Origin of the sequence: Streptomyces sp. TSRI0107, assembly GCF_001905845.1 — a bacterium.
Classification (GTDB): domain Bacteria; phylum Actinomycetota; class Actinomycetes; order Streptomycetales; family Streptomycetaceae; genus Streptomyces.
In genome coordinates this window covers 18231-39713 of record NZ_LIVZ01000025.1, presented here as the reverse complement: position 1 = coordinate 39713, position 21483 = coordinate 18231, and the positions used below count along the sequence as shown (strand labels likewise).

At 68.1% G+C, this 21483-nt stretch carries 19 protein-coding genes, 1 tRNA gene and 6 pseudogenes; 9 read left to right on the top strand and 17 right to left on the bottom strand.

Features of this window, described 5'->3' with window-relative positions:
• Positions 1-47: 47 nt before the first annotated feature.
• On the bottom strand, positions 48-584 hold the full coding sequence (locus AMK31_RS38440) for a hypothetical protein (protein WP_073945401.1): 537 nt from the start codon (positions 582-584) through the stop codon (positions 48-50).
• A 151-nt stretch (positions 585-735) separates the two neighbouring features.
• On the opposite strand from AMK31_RS38440, the gene AMK31_RS38435 reads away from it, so the two are divergent.
• Positions 736-1179 (top strand): hypothetical protein, encoded by a 444-nt coding sequence (locus AMK31_RS38435; protein WP_198948676.1) that lies wholly within the window; start codon positions 736-738, stop codon positions 1177-1179.
• Positions 1180-1386: 207 nt separating this feature from the next.
• On the opposite strand, the pseudogene AMK31_RS38430 reads toward AMK31_RS38435, so the two are convergent.
• A pseudogene (locus tag AMK31_RS38430) lies at positions 1387-1789 on the bottom strand (ANTAR domain-containing protein); the annotation flags it as partial.
• A 114-nt stretch (positions 1790-1903) separates the two neighbouring features.
• On the opposite strand from AMK31_RS38430, the gene AMK31_RS38425 reads away from it, so the two are divergent.
• Positions 1904-3136 (top strand): cytochrome P450, encoded by a 1233-nt coding sequence (locus tag AMK31_RS38425; RefSeq protein ID WP_241842879.1) that lies wholly within the window; start codon positions 1904-1906, stop codon positions 3134-3136.
• A gap of 308 nt (positions 3137-3444) precedes the next feature.
• Here AMK31_RS38425 and AMK31_RS42360 read toward each other — a convergent pair.
• Both AMK31_RS42360 and AMK31_RS42515 read right to left on the bottom strand, forming a co-directional pair.
• Positions 3445-4046 (bottom strand): annotated as a pseudogene (locus tag AMK31_RS42360) (transposase); the annotation flags it as partial.
• Positions 4040-4243 (bottom strand): annotated as a pseudogene (locus tag AMK31_RS42515) (IS5/IS1182 family transposase); the annotation flags it as partial. The pseudogenes AMK31_RS42515 and AMK31_RS42360, both read right to left, overlap by 7 nt.
• A 698-nt stretch (positions 4244-4941) precedes the next feature.
• Here AMK31_RS42515 and AMK31_RS41205 point away from each other — a divergent pair.
• From AMK31_RS41205 to AMK31_RS38400, 4 genes are all read left to right on the top strand, one after another.
• On the top strand, positions 4942-5163 hold the full coding sequence (locus tag AMK31_RS41205; RefSeq protein ID WP_198948677.1) for a hypothetical protein: 222 nt from the start codon (positions 4942-4944) through the stop codon (positions 5161-5163).
• A gap of 108 nt (positions 5164-5271) precedes the next feature.
• Positions 5272-5556 carry a hypothetical protein gene (locus AMK31_RS38410; protein WP_241842878.1) on the top strand — a complete coding sequence of 95 codons (285 nt, stop codon included), beginning with the start codon at positions 5272-5274 and terminating at the stop codon, positions 5554-5556.
• Positions 5556-5936 carry a hypothetical protein gene (locus AMK31_RS38405; protein ID WP_073945403.1) on the top strand — a complete coding sequence of 127 codons (381 nt, stop codon included), beginning with the start codon at positions 5556-5558 and terminating at the stop codon, positions 5934-5936. The genes AMK31_RS38410 and AMK31_RS38405 overlap by 1 nt, the downstream gene beginning before the upstream one ends.
• A 202-nt stretch (positions 5937-6138) precedes the next feature.
• Positions 6139-6660: a hypothetical protein gene (locus AMK31_RS38400; protein ID WP_073945399.1), complete on the top strand. Its 522-nt coding sequence runs from the start codon at positions 6139-6141 to the stop codon at positions 6658-6660.
• Positions 6661-6699: 39 nt separating this feature from the next.
• Here the strand turns inward: AMK31_RS38400 and AMK31_RS38395 are convergent.
• The 7 genes and pseudogenes from AMK31_RS38395 to AMK31_RS41200 form a co-directional block, all read right to left on the bottom strand.
• Positions 6700-7230, bottom strand: a pseudogene (locus AMK31_RS38395) (IS5 family transposase); the annotation flags it as partial.
• Between the two features lie 244 nt (positions 7231-7474).
• The gene (locus AMK31_RS38390; RefSeq protein ID WP_073945397.1) at positions 7475-8263 is read right to left on the bottom strand and encodes a DUF5707 domain-containing protein; all 789 of its coding nucleotides are present in this window, start codon (positions 8261-8263) and stop codon (positions 7475-7477) included.
• Positions 8264-8411: 148 nt separating this feature from the next.
• Entirely contained in the window at positions 8412-8702 is a 291-nt protein-coding gene (locus AMK31_RS38385) for a hypothetical protein (RefSeq protein ID WP_073945396.1), read from the bottom strand.
• Positions 8703-9030: 328 nt separating this feature from the next.
• Positions 9031-9103: transfer RNA gene (locus AMK31_RS38380), tRNA-Arg, on the bottom strand.
• 91 nt (positions 9104-9194) lie between these two features.
• Entirely contained in the window at positions 9195-9743 is a 549-nt protein-coding gene (locus tag AMK31_RS38375; protein WP_241842880.1) for an SMI1/KNR4 family protein, read from the bottom strand.
• Positions 9744-9766: 23 nt separating this feature from the next.
• Entirely contained in the window at positions 9767-9889 is a 123-nt protein-coding gene (locus AMK31_RS42255; RefSeq protein ID WP_274536000.1) for a hypothetical protein, read from the bottom strand.
• A gap of 22 nt (positions 9890-9911) precedes the next feature.
• Positions 9912-10079, bottom strand: coding sequence for a hypothetical protein (locus AMK31_RS41200; RefSeq protein ID WP_198948675.1), 168 nt, complete (start codon positions 10077-10079; stop codon positions 9912-9914).
• A gap of 584 nt (positions 10080-10663) precedes the next feature.
• Between AMK31_RS41200 and AMK31_RS38365 the strand changes: the two genes are divergently transcribed.
• Positions 10664-11551, top strand: coding sequence for a septum formation family protein (locus tag AMK31_RS38365; RefSeq protein ID WP_073945394.1), 888 nt, complete (start codon positions 10664-10666; stop codon positions 11549-11551).
• A gap of 53 nt (positions 11552-11604) precedes the next feature.
• Here AMK31_RS38365 and AMK31_RS42510 read toward each other — a convergent pair.
• Both AMK31_RS42510 and AMK31_RS41965 read right to left on the bottom strand, forming a co-directional pair.
• Positions 11605-11809, bottom strand: a pseudogene (locus AMK31_RS42510) (IS982 family transposase); the annotation flags it as partial.
• Between the two features lie 56 nt (positions 11810-11865).
• Positions 11866-12051: a hypothetical protein gene (locus AMK31_RS41965; RefSeq protein WP_241842877.1), complete on the bottom strand. Its 186-nt coding sequence runs from the start codon at positions 12049-12051 to the stop codon at positions 11866-11868.
• A 573-nt stretch (positions 12052-12624) separates the two neighbouring features.
• On the opposite strand from AMK31_RS41965, the gene AMK31_RS38355 reads away from it, so the two are divergent.
• Together AMK31_RS38355 and AMK31_RS38350 are read left to right on the top strand one after the other, a co-directional pair.
• The gene (locus AMK31_RS38355) at positions 12625-15138 is read left to right on the top strand and encodes an ATP-dependent Clp protease ATP-binding subunit (protein ID WP_073945393.1); all 2514 of its coding nucleotides are present in this window, start codon (positions 12625-12627) and stop codon (positions 15136-15138) included.
• Positions 15139-15783: 645 nt separating this feature from the next.
• A complete protein-coding gene (locus AMK31_RS38350) occupies positions 15784-16320 on the top strand; it encodes a phosphate-starvation-inducible PsiE family protein (RefSeq protein ID WP_073945392.1) in 537 nt (178 codons plus the stop codon).
• Positions 16321-16712: 392 nt separating this feature from the next.
• Here the strand turns inward: AMK31_RS38350 and AMK31_RS38345 are convergent, their stop codons facing one another.
• The 4 genes and pseudogenes from AMK31_RS38345 to AMK31_RS41960 all read right to left on the bottom strand — a co-directional run.
• Positions 16713-17888 carry a zinc-dependent alcohol dehydrogenase gene (locus tag AMK31_RS38345; protein ID WP_073945391.1) on the bottom strand — a complete coding sequence of 392 codons (1176 nt, stop codon included), beginning with the start codon at positions 17886-17888 and terminating at the stop codon, positions 16713-16715.
• Entirely contained in the window at positions 17885-18823 is a 939-nt protein-coding gene (locus AMK31_RS38340) for an SRPBCC family protein (RefSeq protein WP_073945390.1), read from the bottom strand. The genes AMK31_RS38345 and AMK31_RS38340 overlap by 4 nt, the downstream gene beginning before the upstream one ends.
• 398 nt (positions 18824-19221) lie before the next feature.
• The gene (locus AMK31_RS38335) at positions 19222-20394 is read right to left on the bottom strand and encodes a glutathione-independent formaldehyde dehydrogenase (protein ID WP_073945389.1); all 1173 of its coding nucleotides are present in this window, start codon (positions 20392-20394) and stop codon (positions 19222-19224) included.
• Between the two features lie 283 nt (positions 20395-20677).
• Positions 20678-21426 (bottom strand): annotated as a pseudogene (locus tag AMK31_RS41960) (hypothetical protein); the annotation flags it as partial.
• Positions 21427-21483 lie beyond the last annotated feature (57 nt).

Below are 21483 nucleotides of genomic sequence, written 5' to 3'. Positions count from 1 at the left end.
GACGCACCACGAACAGACCAACGCGCCAACCACTTTGCGGACACGCCCTAGGACTGATCGCCGCCGAGGGCGTGTTCTTTGAGGAACGCGCCCGCGTGGGCCGCTGCTTCCTCTGCGGTCGCGTACGGCGCCCCATCGGCGGCCGTGCCGGATGCTCCATCGGCACCTCGACCAGTCCAGCCCCAGCCACCGGAAGGCGACTGCACCAGCTCAGCAGTCCCTCCGAACAGCGCAAGCGTGCTCTTGCCCGCTGTCGCGGGTGCTGGGCGGCTGACGGCATCGGGCCATTTCTTGCGGGCCCCCTGCCGGGTGATGCCCCAGATGGCCCCCAATTGCTCATAGCTCGCGCCGTAGGAGCCGGCGGTCATCGCCGCCCGCTCCGTGAGCCGCTTGACCTCGCCATCCAGCGCCTTCCACGCGGCCAGGACGGACAGCGCCACTTCGACCGGACTTGCGTCCCACATACGGTCGGTGGGCAACCCGGTCTCCCGGGAGCGGATGGCCGAGGCCAGGGGGTTCAAGGCGTCGTACAGCGCCTTGTCGAGCTCTGCCTGCTCTTCCGGGGTGATCTCATAGGCCATCATGCGACAACTATAGTTTACGAGAGGTTCTACGTAAACCAAAGTTTCCGCACGCATCGGTTGTCACCGCATCAAGAGACAGGCCTAGCCCCAGGCGAGGGAGACCCGGCTGATCGCCCTCGCCAACGGTCCGGACACCGGCGTCGGTAACGGCGTGGCTCCCGGAGCCGAAGCTGTCATCGGCAGGGGGCTGGCCGTCACCGGTACCGAGCTGAGGACCCAGTCCGGGGGCGACGACCAGCCGGTGGCCAAGCTCCGGGTGGTCACCGCCCCGACGCGTGAGATACGCACCAGCGGCCAGCCCGACATCGACGGCGCGCCCGGCGGCATCCTTCACGGATTAGGCATCCTCGCCGACGTGTTGAACGAGATCCCGGGCTTCGGCGTCGACAACCCGATCCGCGAGCACTGCTTCGTCCTGACCGTCAGCGCCATCGCCCTACGGGAGCCTGCCACCCACGACGACCTGTACGCCCCGATCAGCGACGGGGAGTTGGAGGAGACGCCCTTCCACGCTGTCCGATTCGCCTCGCAGAACGGTACGCACACCCTGATCACCGAGGGACTCTCCACCTGGTTCCTCGACCAACTGCCGTAAGTGCGATCGTTCCGCTGCCGCCGAACAAGGCCCACCACCGACGGCAGCGGGCCGCCGAGGCAGTCTCCCCTTCCGGCTTCGAGGCGGTCTCGACCCTGAGCGACAAGTGGTATCGGATCCCGTCAACCAATTCAACCGTGATCCCGCCCGGCAGCACGCTCCCCGACATTCGCAGTAGAGCCCCGGTGGCGCCACTCCGACCACAGGTCAGAGGCTGCCGTGTTCGCAGATGCGGCGGGCGACCTCGCGGAGTTTGATGTTCTTCTCCTGGGAGTAGCGGCGCAGGATGTCGAATGCCTGTTCTTCGGTCAGGTGGCGGGATCCCATGAGGATGCCCACGGCTTCGCCGATGGCGTGGCGAGTGGCGAGTGGCGACGGCTTGTTCCATCTGGGCGTGAGTGCGGGCGCTGGAGAAGGCGACCACGGCGTGGGAGGCCAGCAGCAAGCCGGCCGTCTCACTGGTGGCGGTGAACGCGCCGGGTTCACGGGAGTAGAGGTTCAAAGCGCCGAGATCCTCGTCCTCGGTGAACAGCAGGAAGCCCATCATGCTGCCTACCCCGAGTTTGTGGGCCAGGGGGACGTAGGGGGGCCAGCGCTGCTGCTCGCCGGTGAGGTGGCGATGCAGAAGCACCCGAGGCGGAGCGGGCGTTCTCGCGATCTGCCCATTACTCACCCGAAGCCACGCTAGCGTGACGCTATGCACACTCATGCGTCGCCTGGGACCATGCTGCTCGCCCTGAGGCCCCAGATACAAGAGCACCTTTACGACTTCTATGCGGAGCTCCGCAGCGCCGACGACATCTTCTGGGACCGCCGCCTGGACGCCTGGATCGCGACCAGCCACGTGGTGGTGAGCAGCGCCGCGAGTGACCCACGACTGTCTTCGGTGCGCTATCCCGACATCGAGTCCGTTTCCGAGGAACTGCGACCGCTGGCCCGAGTGCTGAGTCGGCAGATGCTCTACAGCGACGCCCCCGACCACGCCCGGTTACGTGCCCTGCTCAGCAGGGCCTTCACCCCTCGGGCCGTTGCCACGCTCCGCGATCAAATCCGGGAAGCTGTCGATCAGATCATCACAAAGGTCGCGCCGACTGGGCGGATGGACATCGTCGCAGACCTCGCCCGCCCCCTGCCCCTCACGATCATCTGCGACCTCCTGGACGTGCCGGAACAGGACCGACTCAGGCTGTCCTCCTGGTCCGACCCTATCGCCGCAGCCATCGGCAGTTCCCGGCTCGACGCGGACGAAAGCCGTGCTGCCTCGCAGAGCATGGAACACATGCTGGCGTACCTTCGGGGACTCCTCACCCGCCGCGAAGCCCCGGCGGCCCATACCCTTCGCGCCCTGCTCACCACTCAGGCCGAGGACACCTCCCAGGACTTCGACGAACTGCTCGCCAACTGCGCCCTGCTCCTCATCGCCGGACACGAGACGACTACCCACTTCATAGGCAATGCCGCGCTGGCCCTGCTCCGTAACCCCCACGCAGCCGACCAACTGCGCCATCGGCCCGACCTGATTCCCGCCGCGGTCGAAGAGTTCCTGCGTTATGACAGCCCGGTTCAGCTGATGCTGCGTCGGGCCCGACACCGCTTGGACCTGGCGGGACGCGTCATTGATGCCGGCCAGGTCGTACTCCTGGTGTGCGGTGCCGCCAATCGGGACCCTGCTGCTTTCCCCCACCCCGACGAGCTGGACTTTCACCGGTCCGGTGGGAGGAGGCACGTTGCCTTCGGGTACGGGCCGCACTTCTGCCTCGGAGCGGCGCTGGCGCGGCTGGAAGGCACCATCGTCTTGGAAGCCCTCCTCACCCGGCTGTCCGACTTGCGCCTGGAGAACTGCCCACTGCGGTGGCAGCGCAGCCTCAATTTCCGCGGCCTCACACGCCTCGATGTCACATTCAAGCCCACCTTCGGCGACCACAGCACCTTCGAGGCTCCCAGCCCCAGTTCCTGACCGCTTCAGGCTCGGACCGAAAAGGTGATTCGGCTCTGCACGGCATGTGCCGCAATGCTCGTAACCACCCTCCACGGACAGGCGGCACCCGCGGAGCTGGACGTCGAACGAGGGTGATCCCCGTCAGTCGCTGAGCCAGACCGCGAGAGGCCTCAGGCGTGGTCCTGGGGCCTCTCGTCCTGCCATTACGACATTTACGAGGACGACGGCTCGTAACCCCACGGGTCACAGCTCCCGAATTCGGTGCTTTCGGGGCTGGTCCCGGTGCACTTGTGACGGGTGCTTAGAGGTCGCTTTCACCCGCTGTTTCATTCCGGAATCTGGCGTTGATGCGTCTTTGCGAAGTCGCGCCAGGAGACGGTGTGCTCGCCAGTGAGGCGGCGGGCCATCAGGTCGGTCATGGCCAGGTGGATCATGGCTTCGGAGCGGGCGGGCAGGGTCTCGTAGTCGCGGGCCAGACGGCGGTGGAACATGAGCCACCCGTAGGTCCGCTCCACCGTCCAGCGTTTCGGAAGCGGGGCGAATCCCCTGGTCCCGGGGGCACGTTGGACGATTTCCAGTCGATGCCGAGGGCGGCGGCGTGTTCGACGAGGTGCTGGCGGTAGCCGCCGTCGACCCAGACTTGGCGGATGGTGGGGTGAGCGGCGGCGACCTGGTCGATCAAGTGCGTGCCGACGGCGGATTCCTGCACGCTCGCGGCCGTGACCAGCACGGCCAGCAGCAGCCTGGGGGTGTCGGTGACGACGCTCCGCTTGCGGCCCACGATCTTCTTCGCCGCATCGGTGCCCTGCCCGGCGGCGCTGGTGGAGGTCTTCACGCTCTGCGCGTCGATGACACACGCCGAGGGCTGGGCGGTGCGGCCCGCCTTCCGCCGCACCAACTCCCGCAGCAGCCCGTTGAGCTGGGCGAATGCCACTTGGCGAAGTAGCCGGTCCGCCAGTAGGCCGCGACCAGCACCACCCGGTCGTCCAATGGCAGGCTCCACGGCCGACCCCGCCGGACCGCGTCCGCTCCGTCGCGACGAAGCGCATTCACCAGTTTGCGGAAACAGCGCGGGCTCAGCCCGGTGAACGGTGCTATCCAAGACAACTCAGACGCCGTGATCACTCCAGCCGGGGGAGAAAGACCGGCATGCGGGTAGGCAACGTGGTGACCGGCACCGTGGCTGCACTGCTGGTCGTCAGCATCAACACCGGTGCGACAGCGTGCACGAGCAGTTCGGGGACGGACTCTCCTGCCACAAACCCATCGACAACTTCCCCGGAGAGCAAGCCCGCGCTGCTGAGCCCGACACCGTCTCGGAAGGCACCGACTCACCGGACGGAGGAAAGCCCTTCACCGAGCCCGGTGCGCGTCTCGCCGACGCCTTCCTCTCCGCGGCCCACTGCTTCCAGTCCCCCCACGCCGATGCGTTCGGCCCCTATCTCCTCAGGCAGCCCTGCGGAGTGGCCGAAGTACGCCACGGTGGAAGAACTCCGTACTATGCGCCCGGGTGTCGACCGGCCGAAGTCCTCAGAGGAAACCCAATGCGACTGACTGCGTGAGCAGGGCATAACGTGCTGATCCCCTTGTGACAGGGTCCGAGCGGTAGCAACCTTGGCGCTCTTCAGCGCGTCCATTAGGTCTGCGGGGGCGGGGGTCATGCCGGCGGCGAAGTGGCGCACACGCCGGGCCGGGCTGGGCCAGGCTACGGCCCGGCCCAGCGAGCCGACCGGCGTTAACGCTCCACTTCTCCTCCAGAACCATTGCGGCCCACAGCACGTGCATGAACGTGACGACACACGGACGGAACAGAAGGAGACGGGGTGTCCTTCGAGCACGAATGGGCACAGCTGAAAGCCGAGGCGCTGGAGCGGCAGGTTGAGGGCGGCATGCGGCTCAACCAGTTGCCGGCCGACTCCGGTGGAGACGCGCCGGTCGCCTCGGGCGAGGATCTGGTGGCGAAGGCGGACTCCATCAACGGGAACGCCAACCTGCTGGTGGAGATCGCCGGTCTTCTCCACGAAGGCCGCCGGACGCCGAGCTGACCACCATGGCGCGCAGACCCAGGACGCATGGGGACGTGGCGCGTCAGGTGGAGCGCTTCGCCGAGTTTACGAGACGTCCTTCGGGCCGATCGCCATCGCGGTGCCGAAGTGCTCGGCTACGACCCGGAGAACCTCACCGACCGCCAGCGAGCCCTGATGGAGGAATCGCTCCAGGACCCGGGGCAGAACATCTTTATCGCCCCCGAGTACCTGGCCCAGCTCAAGGCGGAGAGCGACTTCGCCGACGTGCCCCCGGAGGAGACGACGGTGCAACAGCAACAGGAGCTCGCCGCACGGTACAACGGGGGACCGTACTGGGAGAACGACCAGGCCCAGCGTTATGGCCGCGACTTCGCCCATCACCTGGACCAGGCAAGAAACGCGATCCGCTGATGCAGTCCTCGAAGCCCCCACACCCCGGCGACAGGCAGAAGTTCGGCCACTCGCGTCACCCGGTGAACGACCGCCCGCACCACCCTGACGACGACCGCCGCCTGCTCCGCGTGATCCTCGCCGTTCCGGTGGTGCTGTTGACCCTGGCGGCGGCGTTCTTCCTGTGGCTGGCGATCAACACCCGTCCGGACGGCGACTGGGATGAGGCCGCCTACGGCGGGATCGAGCTGGCCTGCGCCTTGACCGTCGTTTCGGCAGGCGCGGTGGGAACACTGTGGCTGGCGCCCTCGGTGCGGCGGGTGATGCGGTGGCCGTGGGCGGTACCGGCTGTAGTACTGGGAGTGGCGGCGGCGGTGGGATGGGTGTCCAGCGGGGCGTGAGTGCGTGAGTGGCCGGCCGGTTCAGGCGCTACGGCCACGACACCGGTGGCAGCCCGCCTACCCCCACGGCGACACGGCGTCGCCCCATCTGACGCACTGCGCTCCACGCGCCTCTTTCACTGGTCCCGCCGACGCACCGCTTGCTAGGGCCTGTCCGATGGGTCTGCAGAGCGACCTTGGTCGGCTCCTAAGCTGTGGCGCTATGGATAACCAGCTCACCCATGAGGCCAGTGCCTTCATCAATTTCCGGAACTACAAGTTCCAGGATCCGAGGTCACACGGCTACAGGTGGGTCGACATCAAGCATCTGCGGATCCCAGCTGAGTCCGACGATGCCCAGGAACTGCTCGCGGCGCTCATCGGGCATGAACAGTTCCGGGACGACTACGCAGGTGGTGGAGTCCTGCCGGAGGGATCCAGGCACGGCCCGTATTGGCTGAGCCTGATCACCCCCGACGTCTACGAAACCGTCAGCCGGGAGAAGAGCATGCACATCCTGTGGGGGTGGGCGAACAAGTTCGGGGACGTGCCTGCCAGGCTGGAGGCGGATCTGCAGCAGGAGGTGTTCGACCGCTTGGCGACGGCCGAGCACATCTACTACCTGAGCGGGCTCGGGGATGAGGCCATTCATGACTGGGGGCGTGTGCACGAGGACTTCCACGACTTCGTGCTCATCGACCGCTCAGCTGAACGGATCACTACCCTCGTCGCGGCCGACGACTGAGTCGGTGGGCATGGCTGCTGGGGAAGGGCACTCGAGGAATCAGGTGCGGAGCCACAGGCGAAGCGCGCCCAGAGTCACCGTGCCGTGGAATACGAAGGCTCTCTTGTCATACCGCGTCGCCACGGCCCTGGACCCTTTGAGCGCGTTGATGCACCGCTCGACCTCGTTTCTGCGGGCACACCGGGACCGGTTGAACGCGGTGGGGCGACCGCCTCGGCTCCCGCGTCGTCGGCGGTTGGCTCGTTGGTCTCGACGCTCGGGGATCGTGTGCTGGATCTGCCGTCGTCGCAGGTACTGGCGGTTTCGACGCGAGCTGTATGCCTTGTCCCCGCATACGTGGTCCGGTCTCCTACGTGGGCGGCCACCGGCTGGACGCGGAACGCGGATGCGGTCCAGGACCGTGATCAACTGCGGAGCGTCCCCCCACTGTCCTGGGGTTATCAGAACTGACAGTGGACGTTGGCTTCCGTCACTGGCCAGGTGAATCTTGGTCGTCAGGCCACCCCGCGAGCGGCCGACCGCCTCGTCGGAGCGATGCTCCGCGGGGCGGCGGCGTCGACCCGGCACGCGGGCCGGCCGTCAGTGCCGGCCGCCGCCGGTGGTACGGAGGCGGCAGGCCATCGCCGGTCAGGACGCTCGTGCGAAGCTGTAGCAACCGCCGGCTGCGGCTGGCAGGACTGAACTGGCGCTTACGTCAACAGGTCCCTCGCCCCAGGGGACCTGTTCACGTACGAATACCGCAACCCGCTCCGCGCCGTGTCCGTTCGTATCGCGCGTCCGGGGCGCGCGGGAGGGCCGGTGTCCGTCCTTGGGTTTACTTCACGTCTACGTAGTCCCCTGCGGAGGCGACCGCCGGGGTGGTGGACGTGCCTGCGAAGGAGTAGCGGAAGTAGCCGTCCGCCGTGGCCTTCGTCGTCGTCCTCAGGTTGCCTGTGCTGTCCGTCGTGACGGTCTTGAGGGTCTTGTAGGTGCTGGTGCCCTTCTTTCTGAACTGGAGCTTCACGGGCTGCTTGGCGTAGCCCCCGTACTTGTAGGTCTCCCAGTTGGCGCGGTTCAGGGCGCCCGTGACGGTGATCGTCTTGTTCTTCTTCACCGGTTCCGGCGAGGCGTTGACGGTGAGCTTGGAGTTGCGCAGGACCTTCGCCTTGGCTGCGGGGTCCTTGGTGTAGTAGTCACCGTCGTTGGCCAGGGCGTGGGCTCTCACGGTCCAGGTTCCGGCCGTGGTGTTGTCCTGGGGGTGGATGCGCGGGTTCATTTTCAGCGTGTAGGTGCAGGTGGTCGTGGTGGGGCTCTGGCGCACGCAGTCGCCGGCGATGTCGTCGGGCATCACGAGACCGTGAGCGTCGCCGTCCGGGAGGGGCGTGTGGTACATGATCGGGAAGGTGTTTCCGGCCTCGATACCCGAGTCGTCCGTGGCGGTCACCGCGATGGTGAACGTCTTCACGGCCGTGGTCCCCAGGACGATGTCCTTCCCTCCGTTGACGACCACCTTCGTGATCCTGATGTCGCCCGAGAAATCATCCGCCTGGGCGGCCGCCGGAGTCATGAGCGCGGACAGGGCGAGGGCTCCGGCGAAGCCTGCCACGGTGGTGCGGTGATGCATGAAGGCGTTTCCCCATGTTCCAGCGCCTCAGGAACATCCCGAGGCGCAGCTGGCAATGCCCACCCGACGTGCGGGTGGCACGGACATGACCATCAGGTCGCTGGAATGGTTGCCCATCGATCACACGACTGCCAGGACGAGCCCAGGCTCACATCATCTCCCGGCCCTGGAGCCGGCAGCCGCACCCCGGTCCCCGGCCGCGGCCCGCGCGGTGCAGCAGGCGCAGGGTGTGCGGGAGTTCGCGGGCCAAGCGGCGGGTGTCGGAGACGAGGCTGAAGTAGACCAGCACCTTCTTCAGCTGGTGCTCGCTTATGGCACGCAGGACCACGAGGTGCAGGGCGGTGGTGCGCAGCGCGTCGTCCTGCTCGCCCCCGTCACCACCGGGAGGGGGTGGTGACGGGGGCGGGAAGCTGCTCTGGTTGCAATGTGAACGGTCCACCACCCGATCGAGTGACGGCTGGGTACTGGCCCACGAACCGACGGCAGCCGCCCCTACAGGCTGAAGGAACTCGCCCGCCACGCCGGATACAGCTCCCCCCATGTGCGCACCGCCTGCAGCGAGACGGAGATCCGACAGGGCGCAGACATTGGCTGGGGAGCCGAACCGGCCGCGCCGTGACGACCTGCGCCGCTACAACCTCAACGACCAGACCTGCTCGTCGAAGTGGAACCGCAGACTGTAGAACCGCAGACTGCGGAAGACACCTCCAGCAGCCAGTTGCAAGAAGACCTCCGGCCCTGAACAGCAGGGCCGGAGGTCTTCCTCGTGGAGCGCCGGGCAGGCCTTGCACCTGCATCTCCCCACAGGAAGCGGGGCGTCTTTCCTTGGACCACCAACGCACAGCCCACCATCGGCAAACCCGGCAGCACGCTCAAGATCCACTCTACCGCAGTCACAGCAGGCAGCACACACCCAGCAGCTCCCGCCGACTCACCGGGCGACGCCTGGGGCCGGGAGCCGTCCTCTTCCTTCCAGCCGCAGCACCGCCGAGGAGCAGGAACGGTCAGAACGCTCCGGCCACTGTCGGCGCTGGGGGGGAGCCGACGGCAACGACGTCACCGTGCAACTGGGGTGCCCAAGATCTGGGCGTGGCACCCGGTCGCTGTCATACGGGTTGGCTGCTTCCCAGGGACCAAGGCCATCGGCCAGAAGCCACAGGAAGTCGCCCAGGTCGCGCGCGACGACGCCGGTCTCCCCCTCGGAGCCGAGGAAGACAACAGGCTGGTCGGCCAGCGCCCGGTTGACGCGGATCAGCCAGAACGCCGCGTACCCGCCGGAGCCGTTCTGGCCGAAAATCCGGAAATCGTCGCCACTGAGCTCCCCGTTGCCGGTCCAGGCCCGCAACCAATCAGTGGTGTCCTCGACGGACAGGAAGGCCGGGAAGGACTCGAAGTCGACTCCCCCACCACCGTCGCAATCGAACGGAACCGCCATCGCGGCAGCGAGTGCGGCAGGGAACTGCCGATCACCGGTGAGCATCACGCGCACAGGTCAGCCACCAGTCAGGCGACGCCCGCCTCGTCGTACAGGCGGATCGGCACCCGCCGGTCGGACTCCATCAGCGGCTGCTCCCGGCCTCCCACATACAGCGGCCTGCCATCGGACGACCGCGGTGTGAGCCGCACGGTGACGGTGTGCGTCCCCTTCTCAGCCCGCTCCCGCCGCCCGCCGAGTACGGCGACGGCGCACCGCAGCCCGCCGTCCGCTGCCCCGTGTCCGGGTCAGCTCCGTGCCGAGTTCCATCTTGAGCTCCTCCAGCCCGAACCGCACCCCGCCGTCCCGTTCCGGCTCGGTGATCCTGGCCCGAGCCTCCACGACCTGCTCCGCAACAGCGCGATCACGTCGGCCAGATCAAGGCCCCCCGGCCGGTCCCGGCAGTTGTACGGCCTGGAGGAAACCGGCGGCGTAGACGACAAGGACTGGACCGCGGCGGCGACCGCCGGCAGCTTCGGTCTTGACGACGCGCAGCGCAAGGCGGATCAGTGGTGAAGCCCGAACCGGCGCCGGAGCTCAGCCCGGGTTAAGCCCTGACGCCGACGACCTGGCAGGGATGGCAGCAGTTCATCGACACCCCTCCCCCAACACCGCCCCGGCCCCGGCGCACCGTCCCAAAGCGTCGAGGAGCAGCTCATATACCACACCCCGGTTCGTCACCAGGCAGGCCGGAGTGGTCGACGAAGAGGTGGATCCTCGATCTGGACGACCTCGGTTCCCGTGGCGAGCCGCACCGGTCACGGGGTGGGCGGTCGACTGCACACCCCTGGCTCCACGTGCATCCCGAGGTGACCGGGCTCCCAGCCGTGAGCAGCCCGGATACAACCCTCGCGGCCCGTCGCGAGTCAGAGACCCCGTACGAGCCACATGAGCTCATAGAGATCACGCAAGAGGATGTACACGTCATGACAGTCCGTGTTCCGCACCGTTACCTTCGCGGCATGTCCGCCGTTGCCGCCCTGCTCGCGATCGGCGCGGTGGGATGCTCGGAGGTCTCCGACGCCGTCGACAACGCCAAGGACACCGCGAAGAAGGCGGCGCGCCAGCAGTCGGTGTTCTCGCTGGACATCGGTGACTGCTACAACCCGAACGGCAAGGCCGAGGGGACGGCGTTCGCCGTCGAGGTCGTACCCTGCACCGAGGCACACGAAGGCCAGGTCGTCGGCGAGTTCGCGATCGACAAGGGCCAGGAGTATCCCGGCGACAATGAGATCACGACGATCGCGGACACCCGCTGCCCGGTCGAGGCGCAGAAGTACGCACCGGACACCTGGGCGCTCCCCAAGGGCGCCGCCCTCTTCTACTACACGCCGACCAAGGAGAGCTGGGCGACGGGTGACCGCGCGGTGAGCTGCACCTACACGGCGGAGAAGGGCAAGTTCAGCGGCTCGCTGAACACCGCGAAGTCCTTCAAGCCCGAGCAGATCACTTACCTCAAGGGTTCGAACGCGGTCTACGAGGCCCTGTGGGCGAACCAGCCCGAGAAGGACGCCGTCGAGGACGACCTGGCCGGTTACAAGGCGCAGGCCAAGGCCGTCGCGGCCGCCCTCGACGCACACGTCAAGGGCCTGGCCGGCATGGAGGGCACCGAGGTCGGCAAGCTCCGCTCGACGCTGACGAAGGCGGTCGGCAACTGGAAGAACGCTGCCAACGCCGCCGACGCCGACGCGTTCTACATCGCCTACGACCCGGCGTTCACCGGGATCGACCCGAACAAGTCGGTCGCCGCCCGCAAGGAACTGGGCCTGGCCACCACTGTCCCGGCCGACGACGCCGAGGTCTGGGCGGGCTGACCCTTCATCGGGTCAGTGGGGGCCGTGTCCGTCCGACCCGGCCCCCGCCTCCCGGGACAAAGCGACACCAGGTGCACGTTCGCGTAACGCAGCCAGCTTGTCTCGGAGTGGAAGCCGAGCAGTGCCTGCGCGACCGCGAGGGTGACCAGCTCGGAGTCGCTCAGCCGCGGTGGCCTGCCCATCCAGCGATGGGTCTCCAGCCGGTCATCGATCTTTACCCAGTGCAGACAGCAGGGTGCCCAGGTTTTCGTTCGTCACACACGATCTTGGGCACCCTCTTCTCACCCCGGGGCGGCAGGCAGGACGGTGGCTACTCAGCCGAGGTCAGAGGCTCGGTCAGAGAAGAAGTCGGCGCTTTGCGGGCTCAGGTCTTCCACGCGGGTCTGGATCCAGTACAGGCTGCCCAGCGGGTCGCGCACCCGCCCGACCCGATCCCCGAAGAACAGGTGGATGACCTCAGTGACCGAGGTGCCGCCGGCCGCAACGGCCTGCCGGTGCACGGCGTCGGCGTCCTCGACGTAGAAGCGGAGGAAGCCGGGGGGGCGACGGCCACTCCGGCCGCGCGTCGAACATCATCACCACCGAGTCGCCGATCCGCACCTCCGCATGCTCGACGCTTCCGTCCGCTTGTCCCAGGCATCGAAGACATCACGGACCACATCCTCACGGACATCGATAGCACCTGACGGCCGGACTTCACGGTCGAGCATCCGGGTCACGAGGCGGTACGAGGCCGGCTGGCGTTGTCCGAGGGCTGGCAGCGGCGGTGGATCACGTCATGGTGGATCGACGGTGGGTCGGTGTCATGGCCGGTGAGCGAGATCGGCTCGGTGCCCGTCGGCTCTCGTCTTCTCCGGTTCGCAGGTTCACCTGGAGGGCGAGGCAGGGACACGCGTCACCGCCTGCCACGCCTCCTCGTGCCCGATCGCCTGTGGCATCTGCGGCTCTGCCCAGGACGCCCGTCACTCACTTGCTGCGTTCGCACGCCGGGACGATCCGGCGAAGAATGGCCGTGTACCGGCAATCCGACTACGGCAGGCTGCACGCAGCCTTTGTGCCGCCCGCCGGACGGGATGACTGTTGTGACAACCTCGCCCTTCGGGTCCGGCGACCCGTTCTCCGATCTCTTCAACCGCTTCTTCGGCATGAGTCCGGCAGCTTCACCGCCCGCCGTTCAGCGCGTACCTATCGGTCGGCTGCTCAGTGATTCCTCGCACGAGTTGCTGACGGCGGCCGGCAGCCGTGCCGCCGAGGACGGGTCCGATCTCGACACCGTGCACCTGCTGTGGGCCGCCACACAGGTGTCGGCCTCCCGGCAGCTGCTGGAGCAGGCAGGCGCGGATCCGGACCGGCTCGCTGCGGACCTGCAGGAGAGCCTTCCGTCCGGCGCGGGCACCGGGGAGCCCGGTCTCACTCCCGCGGCGAAGCGCGCCCTGCTCGCCGCCCACGCGCGCTCCCAGGCGACGGGTTCCTCCTACATCGGTCCGGAGCACATCCTCGCCGCGCTGCTGGAGGATCCCCGTTCCGGTCTCGTACGCACGCTGGGACCCGAGGGAGTCTCCTCCGGATTGCTGAGTGGCGGCGAAGGCGGCCGGAAGGCGGCGTCGGGCGAGCACAGCGACACCCCGACCTTGGACGAGTACGGACGGGACCTCACCGAGGAGGCCCGCAGCGGGCGTCTCGACCCGGTGGTCGGCCGGGCGGAGGAGATCGAGCAGACCGTGGAGGTCCTTTCCCGGCGTACCAAGAACAATCCGGTGCTCATCGGTGAGCCCGGTGTCGGCAAGACCGCGATCGTCGAAGGACTGGCGCAGCGGATCGTCGCTGGGGAGGTCCCGAAGGCCCTGCGCAACCGCCGCGTCGTGAGCCTCGACATGGCCGGTCTGGTCGCCGGATCCAAGTACCGCGGGGAGTTCGAGGAGCGGCTGAAGAAGGTGATCGACGAGGTGACGGAGGCCGAGAGCGGCATCATCGTGTTCATCGACGAACTGCACACGGTCGTCGGCGCGGGCGGAGGCGGCGAGGGTGCCATGGACGCCGGCAACATACTCAAGCCCGCGCTCGCCCGGGGCGACCTCAGTGTCGTAGGCGCCACCACCATCGACGAGTACCGCCGGTACATCGAGAAGGACGCCGCGCTCGAACGGCGCTTCCAGCCGGTCATGGTGCGCGAACCCACCGTCGAGGAGACCGTCCAGATCCTGAGCGGACTTCGCGACTCCTACGAGGCCCACCACCAGGTCCGTTACACCGACGAAGCCCTGGAAGCCGCAGCCGCCCTGTCCGACCGCTACATCACCGACCGGTTCCTGCCCGACAAGGCGATCGACCTCATGGACCAGGCCGGAGCGCGGGTGGGACTGCGCAGCCTCGGTGCCCCGGTCGGGACCGCGAGCCTCGAGGACCGCCTCACCAAGCTGCGCAGGGAGAAGGACGAGGCCGTCAGCACCGAGGACTACGCACGCGCCGCACAGCTCAAGGAGCAGATCCGGCAGGTGGAGCAGGAGCTCGCCGTCGCCGGCGGAGAGCGGGAAGAGGCCGGGAGTGTGACGGCCGAGGACATCGCCGATGTGCTCTCCGCACGTACCGGCATTCCTGTCTCCCAGCTCACCGAGACCGAGCGCGAGCGGCTCACGAAGCTCGAAGAGTCCCTGCACGAGCGGGTGGTCGGCCAGGACGAGGCGGTCGCCGCTGTGTCCCAGGCCGTGCGCCGCGGCCGGGCGGGCATGGGGGACCCCGACCGGCCCACCGGCAGCTTTCTCTTCCTCGGACCCACGGGTGTCGGCAAGACGGAACTGGCCAAAGCACTTGCGGAACTGCTCTTCGGAGACTCCGACCGGATGGTCCGCTTCGACATGAGCGAGTTCCAGGAGAAGCACACCGTCTCCCGGCTCGTCGGCTCCCCACCCGGATACGTCGGTTACGAGGAGGCCGGGCAGCTCACCGAGGCGGTGCGCCGCAAGCCGTACAGCGTCGTGCTGTTCGACGAGGTCGAGAAGGCCCACCCGGACGTCTTCAACCTGTTGCTGCAGGTCCTGGACGACGGGCGGCTCACCGACGCTCAGGGACGCACGATCGACTTCCGGCACACCGTGGTGATCATGACCAGCAACATCGCCTCCAAGCGCATCCTGGACCACCAGGGGGCGGTCGAGGACATCAGGGATGACCTGATGGCCGAACTGCAGGCGCACTTCCGTCCCGAGTTCCTCAACCGCATCGACGAGATCATCGTCTTCCACGCCCTGACCCGGGCGGACCTGGTGCGCATCGTCGACCTGTTGCTGGAACGCAGCCGGCGCAGGCTCCACGCCCAGCAGATCGATCTCGAGGTCACCGAGACCGCCAAGGAGTGGCTGGCCAACCGTGGCTACCAACCCGAGTTCGGAGCCCGGCCGCTGCGCCGCACCATCCAGACGGAGCTCGACAACCGGCTTTCGAACATGCTGCTCGGCGGCTCGGTCAACCCGGGCGACACCGTCATCGTCGATGTCAAGGACGGCGAGCTGGCACTGACCCTCGGTCCGGCGGCCGCCTCGGGCGGCGCGGACCAGCCGGAGCCGGACACGGCAAGTTCGCCGGAGTAGCCCGTCTGAACTGGGATTTCTTTCATCATGAGGCAGGGGTGGAAAGCGCCGCCTGGATAGAAGGCGCCACGGCGGGAACTGGCTGGCGACGTGGCCGGGCATTCCCTGGCACCGCGTAGCGTTCGCGCTCCGACTACTCCCCCGGGCCGGACGGCCGACAACGGTGGAATCCAGCGGCTCTTCGTCCCGCGCGGCCAGTTGCCTGACCACGCCGACCGTCGCCTGCCGCACCGCTCCGGCGCCGCAGGCGCCGGGAGCCGAGGCCGTGCGGTGACATCGGTGCGGCCCTGTGCTCAGGGTCGGCCTCGGTGCGGACCGCGTTGCGCTCCGCCCGGCTCGGCAGGTCGGTGAGGAAGACGCCGATGTCCCAGTCGCCGTTCTCCTGACGGGTGCCGACGACTTCAGCCACGTCGGACCACGTCGACCTGCTCGTCCGCCACCAGGGGCGCCGGCACGGTGTCCGCCTGGCAGCGGATGCCCCTGGCGATGCGGCGGCGCATATCCTCCGGTAGGCGGAGGCGAGCCAGGCCATCTCGTACCTGGTGCAGGGAGGGATCCGCGCGCCGGGCTGCCACCACAGGGAGGAGTCCTCTCGTCCACCCGTTCACCCAGCACGCCGCGCCTGCAGGCCGGGGCACCCTTAGCATGCTGACTGTGCGACCCAATACCCCGAAGATCGAGGGCAGCCGGTTGCAGGGCCTCCTGCAGCTCATCGAAGACGGCATCCACCTGGTCGTCGCGGCGCTCCTCGTACTGCTCGCGGGGCTCCTGACCGTCGGGGTCGTCCAGGACGTCATCAGGTCGATCCAGGGGCCGTATCACGAGGAGACGGTCGTTCTCTCCGCCCTGGACAACAGCCTGGTGCTGTTCATCGTGGCCGAGCTGCTCCACACCGTCCGCCTCACCATCAGGAACCAGACCCTCGACGCGGAGCCTTTCCTCGTCGTCGGCCTGATTGCCGGCATCCGCAAGGTGCTCATCGTGACGGCCGAGGCGGAGAAGTCCTTCCGGTGGAACGTCGAGGGGATCGAACTGCTGGTCCTGGCGGGGCTGATCCTCGTGATGGCGACAGCGGTGTACGTGTGGCGGCGCTCCACGCGGCCGGGAGACTACTTCCCGCTCCAGGAGCCGCAGCGCTCCCCACCGCCGGAGCCCTCACCCACCCCGCTGCGCGCGTCCTGACCAGTCACCTCCCGCAGCCACGGCCGCCCGCACCCGCGGCTCCTCGCGACGAGCCCCGACGTCACATTCCAGGGGCGTGCGGCTCACGGCCACTCGCGAGGTCCGCCTCTGCAGTTCCGTCCTGCGCCGCACCACCGGCCTCCAGTCCCGGCGGCAGCGCTCTCCCACGCGGCACTGCTGTCGCTGTCCATACGCTTAGTCTGATCGGCGTCGCCCACCGGCTGAGGGGGACGTCCCTCCGCGTTTTGGGAGCGTGTCGGCGTCCGGCAACACCGACGGGGTGGCCGGTGGCGCGGCCGTGCGGTGCGGGCCGGGGTGGCGCCGGAGCGGGTGTTCGCGGTGGTGCACGTCTGGTGGCGGTGCGAGGCATGCCGCAGTTGGCGGCGCGTTCGTCACGGTGTGAGGACGACCTTCTCGCAGCGGTCCTTCTTGTTCTTGAACAGGTCGTAGCCGGTCGGCGCCTCGGTCAAGGGCAGCCGGTGGGTGATGACCCTGGTGGAGTCGATCTTGCCCTGTTCGATCAGACCCAGCAGCGGCTTCATGTACCTCTGTACGTGGCACTGCCCGGTCCGCAGGGTCAGGGACCTGTTCATCCACGCACCCGCCGGGAACTTGTCGATCAGCCCGCCGTAGACGCCGATGACCGACACCACGCCGCCGCTCCGGCAGGACAGGATGGCCTGGCGCAGAGCGTGCGGCCGGTCGGTCTCGGAGCGGACCGCCTGCTTGGCGCGGTCGTAGAGGTGGACGTGGGAGGCACCGTGTGTGGCCTCCATGCCGACCGCGTCGATGCACTTGTCGGGGCCCCGGCCGCCGGTGAGTTCGAGCAGTGCCGACCGTACGTCGGTGTCCTCGAAGTTGATGGTGGTGTAGCCCTGGGCGGCAGCCATGTCGAGCCGGTAGGGCTCCTTGTCGATCGCGATGACCTTCTCCGCGCCCAGGACCCGGGCGCTGTCCATTGCGAACTGGCCGACCGGACCGGCGCCCCAGACGGCGACGACGTCACCTTCCTGAATGTCGCACATCTCGGCGCCCATGTACCCGGTCGGCAGGATGTCGGACAGGAACAGCACCTGCTCGTCGGTGAGCTCCGACTCGATTTTGAGGACGTTGGCGTCGGCGAGCACCACGCGGGCGTACTCTGCCTGGCCGCCGGCGAAGCCGCCGGTGAGGTGGGAGTAGCCGTAGATGCCGGCGGTGGGGTGACCGAAGAACTTCTCCGAGATGCCGGCGTTGGGGTTGGTGTTCTCGCAGCACGAGTACAGCTCCGCGCGGCAGGACGCGCAGGCACCAAAGGCGATGGGGAAGGGCACGACGACCCGGTCACCGACGCGCAGCTTGTCACCGCTGACACCGGGGCCGACCTCGACGACCTCTCCCATGAACTCGTGGCCCAGAATGTCGCCTTTCTCCATGGTGGGGACGTAACCGTCGACCAGGTGGAGGTCGGAGCCGCAGATCCCCGTCGAGGTGATCTTCACGATGGCGTCGCGGCTGTTCAGGATCGATGGCTCGGGGACGTCCTGCACCTCGACCGAGTTGCGTCCCGTCCAGCAGTTCGCCTTCATGCCAGGGCCTCCTTCAGTTCGTCATCGGTCAGCGGTCGGGCCGGGTGCTGCGGGAACTCGCCGCGGGACCGCTTGCCGCCGGGGGCGCCCTCGGAGCGGACGACCTCACCGGTCTCCGCTATCTGCTTGAAGCGGCGCAGGTCGTCGTCCAGCTGCTGGTGCGGTTCCTCGCCGAAGTAGCGAGCCGCGGCCTTGCCCAGTGCCCCGCCGGGCAGGTCGTAGCGCAGGGTCACCCGGATCTCCGTGCCCCGTCCGCCGGGGGCGGGCGTGAAGCGGACCTCGCCGGAGTTGTCGATGTCGGCACCGTCCGCCGACCGCCAGGCGATCAGCTGTCCGGGGACGTCCTGGGTGGTCACGGCGTCCCATTCGGCCTCCTTGCCGAACGGCGCGCCGGCCCGCCAGTGACTGGTGCGCGGGCCGGTGACGCGCACCTCGTCCAGGTGCGCCATGAAGTCCGGCAGTCGCTCCAGGTCGCTCCAGAGGCCGTAGACCTCGTCCGGGGGCTGGGTGACGGTGGTGGCCGCGGTCAGTTCCATGGGGGCGCTCCTACGGGTGCGGGTCACGGCCGCGTAGACGTCCGTGGCGGTGATGGCGGTGACCGCGGCGGTCGCGGCAACGGTGCGGCCGTAGCCGCGGCCGTTGTGGTTCTTCAGGGCCTGGGCCAGCATCGTCAGGTCCATGAGGTCGCCACCGACGCGGCCCCAGAGCCAGGCCGGATGCGGCCGCCCCAGCAGCCCGGTCGCCGCCGCCAGCTCGCGCACACCGACGGCGGTCGTGGCGGAGCGGTGCCGGGAGGTGTCGTCCACGCCCAAGGCCCGGGCGAAGCCCCCCGGGGCGGCGACCTGGGGCACGCCCAGGAGCGCGCTGACCCAACCGAGGCCACGCACGAGCGGATCGTGCCGTAGGCGGGAGATGGAGCGGGTGTCTGTCTTCATGAGTGCTCCCCAAATGCGGTGAGGTGAACCGAAGGCGAGCCGCTTCAGGGGGGAGGCGAAGGGCCCACGGCGGACGACGCCGGAGTTTCCGCGTGCTCCGCATCCAATCCTCAACTGCCCTCGACAATCCCGGCGCGGCCGTTCGGTTGCGGGGTAGGTGTGTGGGCGCCCCTCGCAGGCAAGCGTCAATGGCCGTTTCCACGGCCCGCCTTACAGGGCTGGAACGGCTCGGCCTGTCCAGTCCTCACGCTTCGGGCCGACAGCGGAATCCCGCCGCCCGGCCGGCCGGCAATGCCGGACGGAGTCGACCGCCGGTGCCCGGTCTATCGGGAGCTGCAGGCGAAGAAGGCCCGTCCGGTGCTGGAACGGCTGACGCCCCTGGTCTCCTTACTACTTGACTACTTGTGGCCGATGCTGTGGCCGTTGGGATGCAGGACGACCTTGGTCCAGCCCTCGTCACGGGCGTCGAAGTGCTCGTAGGCGGTGGGAGCCTCGTCCAGACTGAGCTCGTGGGAGACGACGAAGCCCGGCTTCGCCTTCTCGCCGGCGATCAGATCCCGCAGCGCCCGGTTGTACTTCTTCACCGGCGCCTGCCCGGTCCCCATGTGCTGGCCCTTGAACCACATCATGCCGAAGTCGATCGGAACCTTGCCCTGAGCCTCCAGCTCCCCCTGAGCCTCCGCGCCGCCGGGATCCTGGGGCAGGAACACACCCACCACACCGATGTCGCCCGTGAACCTCACCGAGTCGATCAGGCCGTTGAGCGTCAGGCTGGCGTCCTCGTGTCCCTCGGGGTCGTGCGCCTGGTAACCGACGCACTCGCACCCGTTGTCGGCGCCCAGACCGAGGGTGGCCTCCTTGACGACCTCCGCCGGATTCTGCTCGGCGGTGTTGATCGGGATCGCCCCGATCTCCTCCGCCTTGCGCAGCCGGTCCGGCTGATGGTCGGCCGTCCAGACGCGGCCGGCACCCTTGAGCAGGGCGGAGTAGGTCGCCATCAGCCCGACGGGACCGGCCCCGAAGACGATGGTCTGGTCACCCGGCTTGACGTGGGCCATCTCGGTGGCGTGATAACCGGTGGGGAAGATATCGGCGAGCATCACGTAGTCGGTCTGCCGCTCGGCGGCATCCTCACCCAGACGCAGCGCGTTGAAGTCGCCGTAGGGCACACGCAGCAGCTCCGCCTGGCCACCCTGGTAGGGGCCCATGTCGGCGAACCCGTAAGCGGCTCCCGCGAGGGCCGGTTCCGGCTGCATGGTCAGGCAGTAGTTGGTCAGACCCCGCTCGCACTGCTTGCAGAAGCCGCAGGCGATGTTGAAGGGCAGGACCACGTACTCGCCGACCTGGACCTTGCGCACGGCCGAGCCGACCTCCACGACCTGGCCCATGTTCTCGTGTCCCAGCGTGCGGCCGGACTCGAACGAGGTGCGGCCTTCGTACATGTGCAGGTCCGAACCGCAGATGTTGGTGGTGGTGATCTTGACGATGATGTCGCAGGGGTGCTCGATCTTCGCGTCCGGCACGTCCTTCACCGTGACCGTCCGCGGTCCTTCATATACCGCTGCCTTCATGATGACTTCCCTTGGTGTCGCGGCATGACCGCGGCACGGCGGTGAGCGAGACGCACACAGGGCCACCCCCGGAAGTTGCTGATGACGGGGTCTGTGGCTCCGGTACGCCTCTACGGGCCGTTCACCCGGATCAGATGGACGGTGGAGCCGCCACCGGCCCGCCAGGCGGAGCATCGGCGCTCGGCGGCGTGCTGTGCGGGTCCCCCTCGGTGTCCGGCACGAAACAGTCATATACCGAACGATCAGCGGATCCTTGCATCCAGCTACCGGCTCGGAGAACCAGCTACTCCTGGTCGCTGTCCAGCATGCGGCGGCGTTCCTGTTCACGCTTGGAATAGGCGGCTGCCGGATCGCCTCGTCGCTCTCCAAGCCAGATTCCAGCGCACCGCCCACCGTGGCGACCGAAGCGACGAACCAGGCCAGCGTCCAGTACTCCGCGGCGTGCAGCGGGGTTCGTGTCACGGAGGCGAACACTTGGCCGTTGAGGATGAAGAGCGCCCACACCAAGTTGATGACCACCAAACCCACGTAGCAGACGAGCACCCCGATACCGACGGTCACGACCGTCGACGCGTTGTAGAGAGTTGCCCGCTTCCTCGCCTCCGGCGAGGTCTCTGCCGATCGGTGCCACAGGCGCGCGTCCACAATCAGCCAGCCGATCATGAGCGCGACGGAACCGACTGTGGCGATCACGAGTCGTGGAGTGTCAAGGGATGCGGCCAGACTCCACAGGGTGGAGTTCACGGTGGCGATCGCTCCTGTGGCGAGTGCGGCCGCCAGGGCCTTCGAGAGCCCCGGAACCAAGCGCCACGGCCGGTTGGCCCGGACCATACCGCCGAGCACCCTCAGGTAGCCGCGCGGACCGTCGACGACATACCGGAGATCCGCGTCCTCCTCGTCGCCGACCGGGGCCCGGTGAACAGACGCAAGACGACTGGTGAAATCTTCCAGCGACCGACCGTGGGCCCCCGCGGCCTCGGCGGATTGCGCACCCGCCAAGCTGAGCACGACCCGTTCAACCGCCCGCCGGGCCGGCCCGAGGGTCAGCGGCTTGCGCGTACACCTCGAAGAGGCGTGAGGCGGCGCCTG